We start from the raw sequence: 14,337 nt of genomic DNA on the forward strand, positions 1-14,337 counted from the left end.
GTTAGTCGTCCTCCTCCATCAGGTCGATGCCGATGGCTCGTTTGATCTGGTCGCGGAGCCCGCCGCTGCCGGCGCCGCCTGCGCCGAGCGTCACGAGCACGGGCTCGATGCTCCCCTCGACCCGCTCGCGGGTCCCCCGCGAGAGGTGATCGAGGTCCGCGTCGTGCATCACGATGATGCCGGTCGTCTCGTCCTCGAGCGTCCGTTCGACGGCGTCGTCGAGCCGCTCCTCCTTCTCGTCGTCCGGCACGTTCTCGAACTTGCGGACGCCGGCGAGCCGGAACCCCGTGGTGAACTCCGGACTGCCGACGACGGCGATCTCCTGGCTCATGTTATCACCAGCTCCGATTCGATGTCGTCGGCCGGCAGGCCGGCCTCCTTCCCGCGGGCGATGGCGCGGATGTTCTCCACCTCGCGCTCCTTCGCGAGGATGTAGGAGATCACCGGCGTCACCGACACCGGGTGGACCGTGCCGAGCCGGTCGCCGTACGCCAACAGCGCCGCGTCGGTCGCGTGTTCGAACGCGATGAGGCTGTCCGCCTCCTCGAGCTCGCGCAGCGCCGGACCGAGCTCGTCGGCGTATCCGCTCTCCGCGATGTACTCGACGAGCTCGTCGACGTTCCGGGCGAGGCGAGCGAGGGTGTCTCGGGTGAACAGCTCGCCGCCCTCGATGAAGTACTCCGCGGGGTCGATCTCCGCGCCCGACCGCGCGAGCCGGAGCGCGTTCGCCGCGTTCCGGAAGTCGACCTCCGCTTTGAGGAACGCCTCGTACTGCCGGGTCGGCTCGCCGCCGGGCAGGTCGCCGAGGAGACGCTCGTAGAACGCGCGGTCGACCGCGTTCTCGAGGGGGACGAGGACGTCGGTCTCCTCGTACTCCGCGTACGCCTCCCGGAGCGGGTCGCCGTAGATCGTGTCCTCGAGGACCTCGACGACGGCGTCGATCGAGTCGGCCTCGAGCAGCCGCCGGATCCGCCGGTCGTCGAACTCGCCGGCGCGGATGAGGTCGACCTCGATCGCCTCCTGGCTCGCGTCGGTGTAGACGCCGCGGATCACGGTCTTCACGTTCCACGCGTCGAACTTCCGGAGGTACCGGGCGATCAGGTCGTACAGCGCCCCCTCGCTCCAGTCGAGGATGCCCTCGAACTGCTTGGCGAGGTTCGCGTTCAGCGCGTACTCGATGAGGTCGACGCCGCCGTGGCGGCTCCCCAAGGCGTTGATCTCGGTCTCGTAGCTCGACTCCTCCATGAAGCGGGCGATCTCGGCGGGCGTCATCCGGACCAACTTGCGGTACTCCTCGTCCCCGTAGAGCTGGCCGCGGCGGGCGCGAACCCGCGCGACGACGAACTCCGGGTTCGAGCTGCCGGCGGCGCTCATTGGTCGAACAGTCGCTCCGAGACGTGTTTCAACTCGTCGTCCCAGACCGTCTCCAGGACCGAGTCGAACGTGTTGTTCACGCGAACGCGGGAGGTGTCGCTCTCGGCGACGACGCCGCCGAGACAGTCGACCTCGCCGTCGACCTGCGCGTTCCGATCCGCGACGAGCTCCTCGAGGAGGTCGACGTCCTCCGGGCGGGTGTAGACGGCGACGTCCTCGTCGTCGTCGAACTCCGCGAGGCTGGCGTCGAGGGCCGCCTCGGTCAGCTCGCGGCGGCGGTCCGCCTCGAGGTCGGCGATCGCGGCCTCGACGCCGTCGTACACGTCCTGGAGGACGTCACGACGCGCGCCGAGCCGTTCCTGTTTGGCCTCGAGCTTGGCCGAGGAGAGCGTCTGCTCGCGCTCCTGGTCGATCTGTCGCTCGACCTCGGCGAGCCGCTCCTCGCGGATGCGCTCGGCGTCGGCCTCCGCCTCGGCGATGATCTCCTCCGCCTCGGCGTCGGCTTCCTCGCGGATCTCCTCCGCACGCGCGCGGGCTTCGTCTCGAACGTCCTCAACGACGGTTTCCAAACTCATTGGTGTGAAAGGGGGTGCCGCTTAGACGATGAAGACGACGACGAGCGCGAGAATGACGATCGTCTCGGGAAGGACCGTCAGGATGAGCCCGTTGACGAAGAGGTCGTCGTCCTCGGCCATCGCGCCGACGGCAGCCGAACCGATGCCCCGCTCCGCGTATCCCGCGCCGAGGGCGGCGAGCCCGACGGCGAGCGCGGCCGCGGCGCTGGGGTCAGTGAGCGTTCCTCCGGTGGACAGTACGGCGTTCCCGAGTGCGTTGGTAGCTTCAAGCATTGGTAGTAGTTGCGGTTGCTCGTCTCCGAACAGTTGCTAGTTGCCGCCACAGTGGACATAAAGCTTCCCAAAACGACCGACGAGAACCACCGCGAGGAGTCTCAGAAGGGCGGTAGAATACGCTCTAGGCGACGAGGCGTGCGGACGGTTCGACCGCGAAAGCGGAACGGGTCGGTCCCGAGGGGCGGGCTACTCCTCGGTGTGTTTCCGGTCGTACCCGAACGGCGTGTACGCGTCGCCGCCGCCCTCGTAGAACTTCCCGAAGAACTCGACGTACTCGAGACGCACCGCCTGGATGCCGGCGGAGGTGACGCCGAGCAGGAGGACGACGACGTGGCCGACGACCGCCACGACGATCCCGCCAACCAGAGCGAGGACGCCGACGGCGCTCGGCTCGAACGCGGTCGTGAGCCCGGCGAAGACGAGCTCGTACTCGCCGCCGTTCGCGACGGAGTGTTCCTGGATGTACGCGAGATACTCGGGCGTGAAGATGAAGTGGAAGCTCCCGTCGCCGCCGTCGCCGATGTACGCGCCGAACGCGAGCAGGTTGACCGCGAGCGCCATCCCGCCCTTCGCGAGCAGCACCGCCATGATCCGGGCGTACGAGATGACGTTCACGATGGGCGAGAGCACCTCGGCGAGCTCCGCCGGCTCGCCGATCGCGAGCAGGACGGCGCCGAGCGCGGCGGCCACGAGGCCGGCGATCCCCACAACGACCGGGAAGCCCGCGAACGAGACGGCGCCGAGGGTGAGGATCGAGATCGACTCGAACAGGAAGTCGGGCTTCGGTCCCGGCACGTGCTGGCTGAAGATCCAGATCCACGCGCCGTTGAGCAGCAGGAGCCACGATCCGCCCTCGTACAGCGCGTGTTTCAGGTCGTGCTGCTGGTAGTTGCTCACGAACGAGAGGACGTACCCCACGTTCAGGTGGACCAGCCCGAACAGCACGCTGACCACGAGGAACGACAGCGCCCAGTTCAGGTCGGCCGGGGAGAGCCCCTTGCCGGCGACCGGCCAATGGATGCCGAGCAGCTGGTAGGCGTGGTAGCCGAACACGTCGATCCCGAAGTAGATCCCGAACAGGACCGTGAACAGGCCGGCCCAGATGGCGACCGCGCCCAGTTCACGGAACGTTCCCTCGAACCGGCTGTAGAGGAAGGCGCCGAGCCCGGCGTACAACACCCCGTATCCCACGTCCCCGATCATGAACCCGAACATGAGCGGGAACGTGAGGAAGACCAGAAGCGTCGGGTCGAACTCGGAGTACTTCGGCCGACCGAAGCCCTGAACGAGCAGCTCGAACGGCCCGGCGGCGCTCCCGTTGTCCTGGACGACCGGCGGGTCGTCGCCGCCGTGGGTCGCGTGGCCGCCGTCCGTGGCCGCCTCGCGGTCCGCGTCCGCGTCCGAGGAGGCACCGCCGACCGCCCCGCCGTCGGCGACCGCCTCGGTGTGGTGGTCGCCGTCGGGCGTGAACGAGGCGCGCTCGAGCTCCTCGACCTCGGCGTGGTCGCCGACCGCGTCGGCGATGACCGCCTGGAACTCCTCGACCGTCGCGGTCGGGATCCACCCCTCCGCGATGAACGCGTTCTCGGTGGTCGCAAAGGAGAGCGGCGCCTGCTTCTTCTGTGCCTCGATGGTGAGCTGCTCTTCGGCGCGCAGGAGGAACCCCGCGGCCTCCGTCTTCACCTCCTCGAGCTCGGCGTCGACCGCGTCGAGCTCCTCCCGGAGGTCCGCCTTCTCGTTTTCCAGCTCGGCGACGTACTCGGCCGGGCTCGCGGTCGCGTCGGGCACCTCGAGGAACGCGACGTCGACGCCGACGAGCGCGTCCTGGAGGACGCCCGCCTCGGCCCCGTCGGCGGGCGCGGCGAAGGCGGCCACGACGTTCCCGCCCGAGAAGACCTCGAAGGCATCGACGTCGTCGGCGGCCGCGAGCGCCTCCTCGACCGGGCCGGGCTTCGCCTCGCCGACGACGACCTCGAGCGAGTCGTACCCCCCGAGGAGGTCGAGCTCGATGCCGAGCTCGGCGAACGGCTCCATCCGGTCGATCTCCTCCTGCCGGTCGCGGATCTCGCCCCGGAGGTCGTCGCGCCGGTCGTTGAGCTCGTTGACGCGCTCGCGGGTCTCCTCGAGCTCGGCCGTGAGGGCGTCGTCGTCGAGCGACCCCGGCCCGTCGGCGTCCTCGGCGGTGACGTCGAGGATGCTCTCGAGCGAGCGGACCGTGACGAGCCGCTCGTTGACCTCCTCGGCCCCCTCGAGGGAGGTGCCGGGTTCGAACCCCTCGTAGCGGTCGTCGTAGTCGCTGACGTGGAGCGAGTGGTGGTCGTACGCCGCCTCGATCACGTCGTCGATGACGCGCTTCGAGCCCGTCACCGACACCTTGCTCATTTGCTCCGGTCTAAGCGCCATTCATTCCCCCGCGCGTTGGCCCTTGACCGCCTCCTCGAACCGCTCGACCGCGTAGTCGACGGCGTCGTCGACCCGCTCGCGGGCGGTCGATTCGAGCGCTTCGCGGTCCGATCGCCCCTCGGCGAGGATCTCCTCGCGGCGTTCCTCGAGTTCCTCGCGGGCGGACTCCAGCCGGGCCTCGGCCTCGGCCGCCGCCTCCTCCTCGGCCTCGGCGCGGATCTCGTCCGCGCGCGCTCTGGCCTCGGCGAGGCGCTCGTCGGCGTCCGATTCCGCCTCCGCGATGATCTCGTCCGCCTCCGTTTCAGCCTCCTTGATCCGGTCGAGCACCTCTGGTCTCGCCATTCTACTGATCGCGTGAACGTCCACGAGCGACGTATAAGGTGTTTGCGGAACCGCTCGGCGAGCCGACGGAGAACGGCGAGCGCGGTGGAACGCGAGATCCGCGGGATCGCCGCCTACATTTAAGTAGGAGTCGCCGGACCCTGACGGTATGGCAACGGTGTATGCGGTCGCGTCGGCGAAGGGTGGCGTCGGGAAGACCACCACGACCGCGGCGATGGCGACGATCCTCGCGGAGTCGGGCGCCGACGTCGTCGCTATCGACGCCGACGTGGGCATGGCGAACCTCGCCGACGCGTTGGGGATGGTCCCCGGCGAGACGACGGTTCACGACGTGCTCGCCGGACGCGCGGACCCGACCGAGGCCGTCCACGACGGTCCCGCGGGGTTGCGGGTCGTGCCGGGCGACCCCGACCTCGACGCGTACGCGGCCGCCGACCCGACCGAACTCGGGGGGGTGATCGAGGCGTTCGCGGACGCCGACTACGTGCTCCTCGATTCGGGCGCCGGGCTCTCACACGACTCGACGCTCCCGATCGGGCTGGCCGACGAGACGCTGCTCGTCTCCACGCCCGACCGGAGCGCGCTCGGCGACACGGAGAAGACCCGACAGCTGGCCGAGCGCATCGGCGGCCGCGTCGCCGGCGCGGCGGTCACCCGCGTCGGCGGCGACGAGGACGAGTCCACGGGGTTCGACGCCGACGGGACGCCGGACGCCGACGAACCGGTCGTCGACATCGTCGACGAGATCCTCGCGACGAGGGTGCTCGCCCGGATCCCCGAGGACCCGACGGTCGCCCGAGCGAGCGCCGCCGGGGAGCCGCTCGTGAGCTTCGATCCCGACGCTCCCGCGAGTCGTGCGTACCGCGAGTTGGTCCGAGCGCTGACGGAGGCCGAGGTCGCGGAGCCGGGGACGGCGGAGCCGATCGCGGACGAGGACGGGGACACGGCGGACGACGCCGACTCCGGGACCCCGGACGGCGTCATCGAGGACGCGGAGGACGCCGACGCCGCGGCGGGTTCCGCGGCGGCCGACGCCCACGGCGACGATGCCGCCGGCGACGACGCCGACGGGGGACCCGCGATCGACGGAGCCGAGGACGCGTCCGGCGACGGGGATCACAGCGACCTCGTCGCGGAGGCGGAGACCGGAACCGGGGCGGCGGACGCCGACGAGGGCGGATCTGGGGACGCCGAGGACGCCACCGAGGATGGATCGGCGGGCGTCGACGGCGACGGCGAGGATGGATCGGAGGACGCCGAGGACGCCACCGAGGATGGATCGGCGGGCGTCGACGGCGACGGCGAGGATGGATCGGAGGACGCCGACGACGGCGAGAGCGACGACCTCGAGGGGAGCGTCCCGTTCCGCGACGACGACGGACCGATGGACACCGCGCTCACGGGCGGGACGGCGGAGGGTCGGGAGTCGGGCGGGGACGGAGGCGCCGAGGAGGGGACCGACGGCGACGAGAGGGACGACGGCGACGAGAGGGACGACGGCGAGAAGCGCGGCTTCTTCGGACGGCTCTTCGGTCGGTGAGTCGACCGGGACGGACGCGCCGGACTACGCTTCGGAGGGTGCCGCCGCCCGGTCGCGGATCAGCTCGCGGATCGCCTCGGGGTCGTCAACCTCGGCGAGCTCCTCACAGGAGACGATCGCGGTACCGTCGACGGACTCCCGGCTCTCCTCCTCCTCCGTGAAGTACACCGATCGGGTGTGTGCCACCTCGCCGATGGAGGACATGATCCGCGCGCGCTTCTTCGCCGCCGGCGTGAACGTCGAGTGGCCGGTGAGCAGCCGCGTCACGGGGTCGTCCTCGTCCTCCGAGACCGCCTTGAACGGCGCGCGGGCGGTCGGGTGGACGGTGAAGCCCGCGCTCGTGAGCACGTGGACGACGTGTTCGTCGTCCGGGTCGGCGTCGGGTGCGGAGGGAGTCGGGTCCGCGTCGCGGACGTCGTCGGCCCCCTCCAGGACGTCCACCGGGCTGGAGAACGGCTCGTCGAACAGCTCCTCGAGCTGGATCGCGACCTCGATGGAGGCGTTCATCCCGTCCTCGTACTTCGAGACGGTCCGCCGGGAGACGCCGAGTTCGGTCGCGAGCCGCCCGAGCGACCAGCCGCGTTCCTCGCGCTCGTCGGCCAGCAGGTCGCCGTCGAGGCTGACGTAGAGGCCGCCGGGGGCCGCGTAGATGAGCGGCGGCATCCCCTCGATGAACAGCTCGTAGGCGGTGTCGGGGTTGATCACCGGGACGCCGTGTCTGAAGTAGACGACGCCGGGCTTCAGCTCCTCGTCGCGGGTTCGGATCCCGATCACCATCGGCGTCGCCTCGAGGTACTCGCCGAGCCGCCGCATCTCCGCGCCGGTCGCCGCGTCGAGCGCGTCCACGTTCCCGAGTATCTTGAGAAGCAGCAGGTCCTCGTCGCGCCGGACGGCCACGTCGAAGCTCTTGGGCCGGACCGCACACCGGTCGCTGACGAGGAACCCCGCGTCCTCCAGCATCGCGGTGACGTTCTCGATCAGCGCAGTCCGGGACATACCCGAGACAAGTGCCTCACAGCATATATACGTTGTGTCGGCGGGTTTCGGCGATGCCCGCGCCACCTTGCGTTTTTCCCGAGCAGCGCGGACGACACGGTTATATAGGAGTTCTCGCCGTGTCGTGGGCACGGGACGCGCACCGAGGCCGGGTCGACGGCCGATCGAAGCCGGATCGACGGTCGGTCGAAGCCGGGTCGAAACCGGCTTGGTCGCCGCCACGAAACCCCCGGCCATGCCGATCGTCGCCGTCGACGACACCGACTCGCGGGACCGCGGCATGTGTACGACGTACGTCGGGGTCCGGCTCGGAGCGCGGCTCGAGGCCGCCGGCGGGCGGATCTCGCGGCGGCTGCTCGTGCGGCTCAACCCGGCGGTGAAACACAAGACCCGGGGGAACGCCGCGGTCGCGCTCCACGTCGACGGGATCGACGCCGCCGAGGCGTTCCGGATCGTGGGAGAGACCGTCCGGGAGTTCGCGGCCGTCGGGGACCCGCGGACCTCGCCGGGCGTCGTGGTCGCCGACGTCGGCGTCGACGCCGGATCCGACGGTGACGCGGGGCTCGTCGACGACGTGGCCGGCCTCTCGAAGCGGATCCCCGACGACGTCGCCTCGTTTTCGCGGCGAGCGCTCCGCGAGCGGCTGACGCTCGCCGAGGCCCTCGAGATCGCGGACCGACGCGGGTTCCGCCACGCCGGGTTCGGGACCGGCGGCGCGGACGGCGAGGCGACGCCGGGGCGCGGACGGATCGGCGCGCTCGCCGCCGTCGGCGCGCCCGCCGCCCACGACGAGTGGACGGTCGAGCGGATCTCCTACCGCGATCTCGACCGGTGCGGGACGCCCCGCGATGTCGACGACGAGAGCGTCTTCGCCGCCGCCGACGGGGCGTATCCGACCGTATGGGACACCGTCGACCGCGGGACCGGGGAGGTCGTCTGCGTGCCGAACGCGCCGGGGCCGATCCTCCACGGCATCCGCGGGGACGACCCCGACGCGTGCCGGCGGGTCGCCGAGGCGATCGCGAGCGAGCCGGTCGAGCGCGCCGCGACGTTCGCGACGAACCAGGGCACCGACGCCCACCTCGCGGACGGGCGGCTCGGCGACCTCCGCGACGGCGCGGGCTACCGGGTGACGGGCGTCGTCGCCGACGGTCCGGAGACGAAGCGGGGGGGACACGTCCACGTCCCGGTCGCCGCGGCACTCGATAACGACGCCAGCCCGGAACTCCGGGCGGTCGCGTTCGCGCCGACCGGGCGGTTCCGTGACCGCGTGCGGGCGCTCCGTCCGGGCGACCGCGTGACGCTGTGCGGCGAACACGAGGTCCGCGATGGCGGGTCGGATCCCTCGGGAACGCTGAAACTCGAGAAGTTCGCCGTCCGCGACCTCGTGCGGACGGAACCGACCACGCCGACCTGTCCGGAGTGCGGGCGGCGGATGTCGTCCGCCGGACGGAATCAGGGGTACCGCTGTCGCGACTGCGACACCGCCGCGCCCGGAAAGGTCGAGGCGACGATCGAGCGGGACCTCGAGCCAGGCTGGTACGAGGTCCCGCCGAGCGCCCGCAGACACGTGGCGAAGCCGCTCGTCCGCGGCGGCTTCGACGCGCCGGTCCATCCGGAGCGGTAGGCGCGGTCACGACCGGCGGTTTCGTCCCACCGACGATCTCGTCCCGCCGGCGGTTTCGCCGCCCCGACGGTCCCGCCTCGCCGGCGCTCCGGGGGAGCAGTTAAGTCGCGTCGCCACGCCCGCCCTGACATGTCCGGGATCGTCTTCTACGCGACGGAGAACCACGACGCGGTGGTCGAGTTCTACCGCGAGCGACTGGGAATGGGGGTCTGGCTCGAACAGCCCGACTGTACGATACTCCGCCACGGAAACCTCCTCGTCGGCTTCTGCGACCGGGACCGGACCGACGACTGCGGGATCGTGACGGTCGTGTATCCGGATCGCTCGGGGGTCGACGACGCCCACGACCGCCTCGGCGACGCCGCGGAGGAGGAGCCACACGAGAACGAGACCTACGACATCTACCAGTTCTTCGCCGCCGACCCCGACGGCCGGACCGTCGAGTGCCAGGCGTTCCTCGACGACGACGTGGAACTGCCCTGACCCGGCGCGCTCCGGCGACTCAATCGAGGTCGTACTCCCCGCGCCACGCGGCGGCCCGCTCCGCGGCCGCGTCGCGCTCGTCGAGGACGACCCGGTCGTACGCCCGGTCGTCGACCGCCTGCTCCATCACGTCGAGGCGGACGACGAACCGGCCGTCCCCGCGCTCGCGGACCCGAACCGTGGCGTACCCGTCCGAGCGTTCCCACTCCGTGACCGTCGCGTCCTCCCGCTCGAGAGACCAGCCCATGTCGAAGCCGAGGACCGAACGGGGCTAAAGCGCGGCGGTTCCGCCCGTCAGGCGTCGTCCGCGGTCCACGGCCCGACCGTCTCGGGGGCGGTCGTGTACGAGCAGCCGGGACACACCGCGTAGCCGAGGTCGTCGTACGGCACCGACGTCGACGGCGCGGTGGTCCCACAGTCGGGACAGCGGAACGTCGATGGGGTGGTCCCGCCGAAGTCGAACGCCGTGGAGTGATCGGTCGCCATGACCGGTGCCACGGCGGATACCCGTATAGTTATGCGCCGCTTGACGGAGCGGTAACCGCACCCTGATTTATATGCCCCCGCCGCCCGGAGCACCCGTATGACCGACGAGCCGTACGCGGGCAGGCGCGAGCGGGCGGGAGAGCGCCTCCGGGCGGTCGGGGCCGACGCGCTGGTCTGTTTTCCGAGCCGAAACCTCCAGTACCTCACCGGATTCGCGACGGAACCGAGCGAGCGCCACTTCCTGCTCGTCGTCCCCGCGGATGGGGCCCCGAGCCTGCTCGTCCCGGCGCTGTACGGGGCCCAGGTCCGCGAGGAGACGGGCGTCGACGACGTGCGGACCTGGGCGGACGGCGACGACCCGCGCGCCGCGGTCCGCCGCCTGCTGGAGGCACACGACCTCCGCGACGGGCGGCTCCTCGTCGACGACACGATGTGGGCGCGGTTCACGCGGGACCTCCGGGCGGTCGCGCCGGACGCGGAGTGGGGGCTCGCGAGCGAGGCGCTCGCCGACCTCCGGGTCCGCAAGGACGGGACGGAGCTGGCCGCGTTGCGGGCGGCGGCCGGGGCCGCGGACGCGACCGTCGCGGACCTCCGGGATCTCGGGACCGACGCGGTCGGGATGACCGAACGCGACCTGGCAGGGTGGATCGCCGACCGGCTGTCGGCCCACGGCGGCGAGGGGACCGCCTTCGAGACGGTCGTGGGCGCGGGCGAGAACGGCGCGAAGCCGCACCACGGCCACGGCGACCGCGAGATCCGCGCCGGCGACCCGGTCGTCCTCGACTTCGGGACGCGCGTCGACGGCTACCCCTCGGACCAGACGCGGACGCTGGTGTTCGCGGGCGAGCCGCCCGACGAGTACGGGACGGTCCACGCGGTCGTCGAGGAGGCGCAGGCGGCCGCGGTCGACGCCGTCGAACCGGGCGCGACCGCGGCCGCCGTCGACCGGGCCGCCAGAGACGTGATCGAGGAAGCGGGGTACGGCGACGCGTTCGTCCACCGGACCGGCCACGGCGTCGGGCTCGACGTCCACGAGGAGCCGTACGTCGTCTCGGGCAACGACCGCGAGCTGGAGCCGGGGATGGTCTTCTCCGTCGAGCCGGGGATCTACCTCGATGGGCGGTTCGGCTGTCGGATCGAGGACCTCGTCGTCGTGACGGACGACGGGGCGGAGCGGCTGAACGCGACGGATCGCGGCTGGCGGTGAGCGCGGGGGCGGGTCACCCGGCGACGCCCCGGACCGGAAACGAACCGTACCGAAACCGTTACCATCGACCGAGCGGAACCGCGACGCATGAGCGACACCGACGAGGAGGAGACGGAGGCCGAAGAGGACGCCGAGCCCGCCGTCGAACTCGGCGACGGCCCCGACGTCGCGGGCGAGCCGATCGCCCGCGTCGCCTCCCGGCTCACGTGGCCCGCGACGCGAAGCGACGTGCGCGCCCAGGAGGGCGACGCCACCGTCCGAACGCCCGACGGACCGACGAGTCTGGACGAGGTCCTCGCCGAGTCCGACGTGCCCCTCTTCGAGAGCCGCGGCGAGTTCCACGAGGCGGTCGAGGACGTGGTCGGGAGCGGCCCGGTCGCCACCGAGTGAGAGTCTCCGGGAGCCGGTCGACCGCGCCGAGGTTCACCGACACGCACACCCTTTTGTCGCCGCCGGCCGACGATCGCCCATGACGCTCCCGTTCGACCCGGACGACCTGGACGGCGACGACTTCGGCGAGAAGCGCGCGACCCTCGAGATGGACCACGAGGCGGCGATCGAACGCGTCCGCGAGGTCTGTGCGGACGTCGGGTTCGGCTTCCCCGTCGAGTTCTCCCCCTCGGAGATGCTGAACGAGAAGGTCGACGCCGGCCGCGACCCGTACTACGTCCTCGGCGCGTGTAACCCCGCCGTGGCCGACCGCGCGCTCGACGCCACCGACGGCCGGATCGGCTCGCTGTTCCCGTGTAACATGGTGATTGAGCAGGTCGAGCCCGGCAGACAGGTCGTCCACCACGTCTCGATCATGAAGATCGCGCGGCTGCTCGGGCTCCCGAGCGACGAGGCCGAGATGGACGCGATAATCGAGGACACCGGCGAGATGGTCGGCGAGGTCTTCGAGCGGCTCGACGACTGAGGTCTCGAGCCACCGGACTCACTCCCCGTCCGTCTCGGAATCGTCCCCCGCCAACAGCCCCGCCTCCGAGACCGCGAGGAGCGTCCCGAAGCCGAGCGCGGCGACGAGCGCGAGAATCCCGGCGAGCGGGGCGTCCAAGGCGGCGATCGAGACCGTGCCGACCCCGATCAGACCGGCCACGGCGAGCCAGTCGAGCCGGGACGGCCGTTCCGATGCGAGGTCCGAACGGAGGCGGTTTCGGCCCATGCCGCGTCCCTCGAGAGCGCTACTCCTCGTCGTCGAGGCGGTCGCGGAGCCGTTCGACCTCCGCCTCCAGCTCCGCGATCCGTTCGTCGCGGTCCGAGCGGCCGCGGAACAGCAGGACCGCCGCGGCCGCGACGGCCACGACGGGCACCCCGAGGAGCAGCAACACGAGCAGGATGATCAGCAGCTCCGGGCCGCCGGGGACGCCGAACTGCGCGGGGAGGGCTGTGAGCATGCCGACACTCTCGCCCGGACGGAGCAAAAAACCCTCGGGAGGACGGGGAGCCGGCGCGATCACCCGTCCCGACCGGTGAAATCCGCGAGGGTCGCCTGGAGCCCCGCCGCCATCGTCGACTTCCGCCGGAGGCGGCCGAGCGAGACCGGCAGGTGCTCCGCGACGCCCCGGACCGCCTCGCCGAACGTCTCGGCGGTCCCGCGTTCGCCCGCGAAGGCGTTCCGGACGGCCTCGCGCACCTGCCAGACGCCGACGGGACCCCAGTAGTCGTCGGAGACGTGTCGACAGACGAGGACCTTCGCCTGCCGCCCGCGCTCGTGGAGGTGCTCCAAGACGCCGAGGCGGGCGGCGTAGTACGCGCCCGCGGTCTCCTCGACGTACCCCGTCCGGCCCTCGCGGCCCTCGCTCGCGGCCGCGAGGTAGACCCCGGCGTCGGGGTCGGGGTTCCAGATCGAGCCGGGCGCTTTCAGCTCGACCAGCTCGTACTCCCAGTTGCCGGGGACGAGGATCACCCAGAAGGCGTTGCCGAGGTACTCGTTGCGGTGGACCTCGATCCGGTCGATCGAGGGCTCGTCGCGGATCGACCCGCGGAGGAACGTTCCGATCGTGTCGTCGACGGCGGTGATCGACCAGCGCGTCGGCACGAGCCGGCGGTTCCGCCCGCGCCCGAGCGCGCCCGCGGAGAGGATCGTGTTGATCTCGTACACGTCGAACCCGCGGCGGTAGAGGTACGTCATCGCGCCCTCGGCGCGCCAGTCGTCGTCCTCGAGCGTCTTCTTCACCGGCCGCGGGACGTGCGGGTTCTCGCCGAGCGCCGCCTCCCGCGCCGCCGCCCGCGGGCCGGTGGGCGTCTTCACGTCCGCGAGGCCGACCTCGAAGTCGAGGTCGGGGGTGCCGTCGAGCCCGATCTCGACGTCGACCGGGCGGTCCGCGATCGCGACCTCGCGCTGGACGCCGAGCCAGCCGTCCCACGCGTCGTGGACGCTCGCCGCGTCGCCCCCGGAGCCACCGGTTCCGACCCCGCTCGCCCCGGCGTCGGTCACGTCGACGCCGCGGTTGGCGTTGAGCAGGCTGGTCCGGCGCTCGAAGACGTCCGCGATCGACACGCCCTCGTCGTACCACGCGCCGGAGGTCCGGAAGCTGTCGGCGCGCTCCTCGCGGCCGACCGGCGAGAGCAACCCGGTCGAGACGTTCGGGTAGTCGGAGCGGCCGACGAAGATCGACGGGGAGACGCTGCCGACGACCGCGTCGTCGGAGACCTCCGCGTCGAACCGCCGCTCGAAGGAGTCGAGGTGGTCGAGTATCCCGTAGTCCTTCTCGCGGGCGAGCCGCCGGCGCTCGGCGCGCTCGTTCGCCTCGAACTCGAGGTAGTCGTCGAGCCGCATTCGTCAGACCTTGGCGGCGCGCCGGCTTCAACGTTGCTTCGGTCACGACTCGCGGAGCCGATGTGAGGGACATCCCGACTTCGCCATGCGGTGGCGTGCCGGTGAGCGCCCGGAGGGCGCGAACCCGACCGCGAGGTCGCCGGCGGCGGAGCCGCCGGCTGCCAGAGAATCTTCGATTCTCGCTGGACGCTGCGAGCGCTCGAAGAGCGCGAGCAGCGAGGCTGGGGAGGCGTGAGGTGCGGTGCTGTG

At 71.4% G+C, this 14,337-nt stretch carries 19 protein-coding genes; 6 read left to right on the forward strand and 13 right to left on the reverse strand.

Translation table 11 applies throughout. The annotated features are described in order from the left end of the window. Position 1: 1 nt before the first annotated feature. From DJ70_RS11395 to ahaH, 6 genes are all read right to left on the reverse strand, one after another. Complete coding sequence (locus DJ70_RS11395; protein WP_066412071.1) at positions 2–331, reverse strand: V-type ATP synthase subunit F; 330 nt, start codon at positions 329–331, stop codon at positions 2–4. Beyond that, positions 328–1,374: a V-type ATP synthase subunit C gene (locus DJ70_RS11400; protein ID WP_094533102.1), complete on the reverse strand. Its 1,047-nt coding sequence runs from the start codon at positions 1,372–1,374 to the stop codon at positions 328–330. Before DJ70_RS11400 ends, DJ70_RS11395 begins: the two co-directional genes overlap by 4 nt. Continuing rightward, on the reverse strand, positions 1,371–1,949 hold the full coding sequence (locus tag DJ70_RS11405; RefSeq protein ID WP_094533104.1) for a V-type ATP synthase subunit E: 579 nt from the start codon (positions 1,947–1,949) through the stop codon (positions 1,371–1,373). Before DJ70_RS11405 ends, DJ70_RS11400 begins: the two co-directional genes overlap by 4 nt. A 21-nt stretch (positions 1,950–1,970) precedes the next feature. Continuing rightward, positions 1,971–2,222 (reverse strand): ATP synthase subunit K, encoded by a 252-nt coding sequence (locus DJ70_RS11410; protein ID WP_066412079.1) that lies wholly within the window; start codon positions 2,220–2,222, stop codon positions 1,971–1,973. A gap of 189 nt (positions 2,223–2,411) precedes the next feature. Next, a complete protein-coding gene (locus DJ70_RS11415) occupies positions 2,412–4,607 on the reverse strand; it encodes a V-type ATP synthase subunit I (protein WP_094533105.1) in 2,196 nt (731 codons plus the stop codon). Between the two features lie 21 nt (positions 4,608–4,628). Then, positions 4,629–4,970: an ATP synthase archaeal subunit H gene (gene ahaH / locus DJ70_RS11420; RefSeq protein WP_094533107.1), complete on the reverse strand. Its 342-nt coding sequence runs from the start codon at positions 4,968–4,970 to the stop codon at positions 4,629–4,631. A 148-nt stretch (positions 4,971–5,118) separates the two neighbouring features. On the opposite strand from ahaH, the gene DJ70_RS11425 reads away from it, so the two are divergent. Continuing rightward, entirely contained in the window at positions 5,119–6,510 is a 1,392-nt protein-coding gene (locus DJ70_RS11425) for a nucleotide-binding protein (RefSeq protein WP_094533109.1), read from the forward strand. Between the two features lie 24 nt (positions 6,511–6,534). Here DJ70_RS11425 and DJ70_RS11430 read toward each other — a convergent pair whose 3' ends face one another. After that, positions 6,535–7,506, reverse strand: coding sequence for a transcriptional regulator (locus DJ70_RS11430; RefSeq protein ID WP_094533111.1), 972 nt, complete (start codon positions 7,504–7,506; stop codon positions 6,535–6,537). Positions 7,507–7,741: 235 nt separating this feature from the next. Between DJ70_RS11430 and DJ70_RS11435 the strand changes: the two genes are divergently transcribed. Both DJ70_RS11435 and DJ70_RS11440 read left to right on the forward strand, forming a co-directional pair. Beyond that, positions 7,742–9,133, forward strand: a complete 1,392-nt coding sequence (locus DJ70_RS11435) for a tRNA(Ile)(2)-agmatinylcytidine synthase (protein ID WP_094533115.1) — start codon at positions 7,742–7,744, stop codon at positions 9,131–9,133. Between the two features lie 129 nt (positions 9,134–9,262). Further along, positions 9,263–9,616, forward strand: a complete 354-nt coding sequence (locus DJ70_RS11440) for a VOC family protein (protein ID WP_094533119.1) — start codon at positions 9,263–9,265, stop codon at positions 9,614–9,616. 19 nt (positions 9,617–9,635) lie between these two features. Here DJ70_RS11440 and DJ70_RS11445 read toward each other — a convergent pair whose 3' ends face one another. Continuing rightward, positions 9,636–9,863 (reverse strand): DUF7543 family protein, encoded by a 228-nt coding sequence (locus DJ70_RS11445; RefSeq protein ID WP_094533122.1) that lies wholly within the window; start codon positions 9,861–9,863, stop codon positions 9,636–9,638. A gap of 47 nt (positions 9,864–9,910) precedes the next feature. Then, a complete protein-coding gene (locus tag DJ70_RS11450) occupies positions 9,911–10,102 on the reverse strand; it encodes a hypothetical protein (protein WP_094533125.1) in 192 nt (63 codons plus the stop codon). A gap of 97 nt (positions 10,103–10,199) precedes the next feature. Between DJ70_RS11450 and DJ70_RS11455 the strand changes: the two genes are divergently transcribed. The 3 genes from DJ70_RS11455 (at position 10,200) to DJ70_RS11465 (ending at position 12,225) form a co-directional block, all read left to right on the forward strand. Further along, on the forward strand, positions 10,200–11,309 hold the full coding sequence (locus DJ70_RS11455; RefSeq protein WP_094533128.1) for a M24 family metallopeptidase: 1,110 nt from the start codon (positions 10,200–10,202) through the stop codon (positions 11,307–11,309). An 87-nt stretch (positions 11,310–11,396) separates the two neighbouring features. Next, a complete protein-coding gene (locus DJ70_RS11460; protein ID WP_094533130.1) occupies positions 11,397–11,699 on the forward strand; it encodes a DUF5789 family protein in 303 nt (100 codons plus the stop codon). Between the two features lie 79 nt (positions 11,700–11,778). Next, positions 11,779–12,225 (forward strand): DUF302 domain-containing protein, encoded by a 447-nt coding sequence (locus DJ70_RS11465; protein ID WP_094533133.1) that lies wholly within the window; start codon positions 11,779–11,781, stop codon positions 12,223–12,225. An 18-nt stretch (positions 12,226–12,243) separates the two neighbouring features. On the opposite strand, the gene DJ70_RS11470 is transcribed toward DJ70_RS11465, so the two are convergent. From DJ70_RS11470 to DJ70_RS17625, 4 genes are all read right to left on the reverse strand, one after another. Next, positions 12,244–12,471 (reverse strand): hypothetical protein, encoded by a 228-nt coding sequence (locus tag DJ70_RS11470; RefSeq protein ID WP_094533135.1) that lies wholly within the window; start codon positions 12,469–12,471, stop codon positions 12,244–12,246. Positions 12,472–12,490: 19 nt separating this feature from the next. Continuing rightward, the gene (locus DJ70_RS11475; RefSeq protein WP_066412112.1) at positions 12,491–12,703 is read right to left on the reverse strand and encodes a hypothetical protein; all 213 of its coding nucleotides are present in this window, start codon (positions 12,701–12,703) and stop codon (positions 12,491–12,493) included. Positions 12,704–12,762: 59 nt separating this feature from the next. Continuing rightward, entirely contained in the window at positions 12,763–14,088 is a 1,326-nt protein-coding gene (nreA, locus tag DJ70_RS11480; protein ID WP_094533137.1) for a DNA repair protein NreA, read from the reverse strand. A 42-nt stretch (positions 14,089–14,130) separates the two neighbouring features. Further along, the coding region (locus tag DJ70_RS17625; protein ID WP_218827802.1) for a hypothetical protein at positions 14,131–14,337 on the reverse strand (207 nt) is incomplete at its 5' end.

This window comes from Halorubrum halodurans, assembly GCF_002252985.1.
GTDB classification, from domain to species: Archaea; Halobacteriota; Halobacteria; order Halobacteriales; family Haloferacaceae; genus Halorubrum; species Halorubrum halodurans.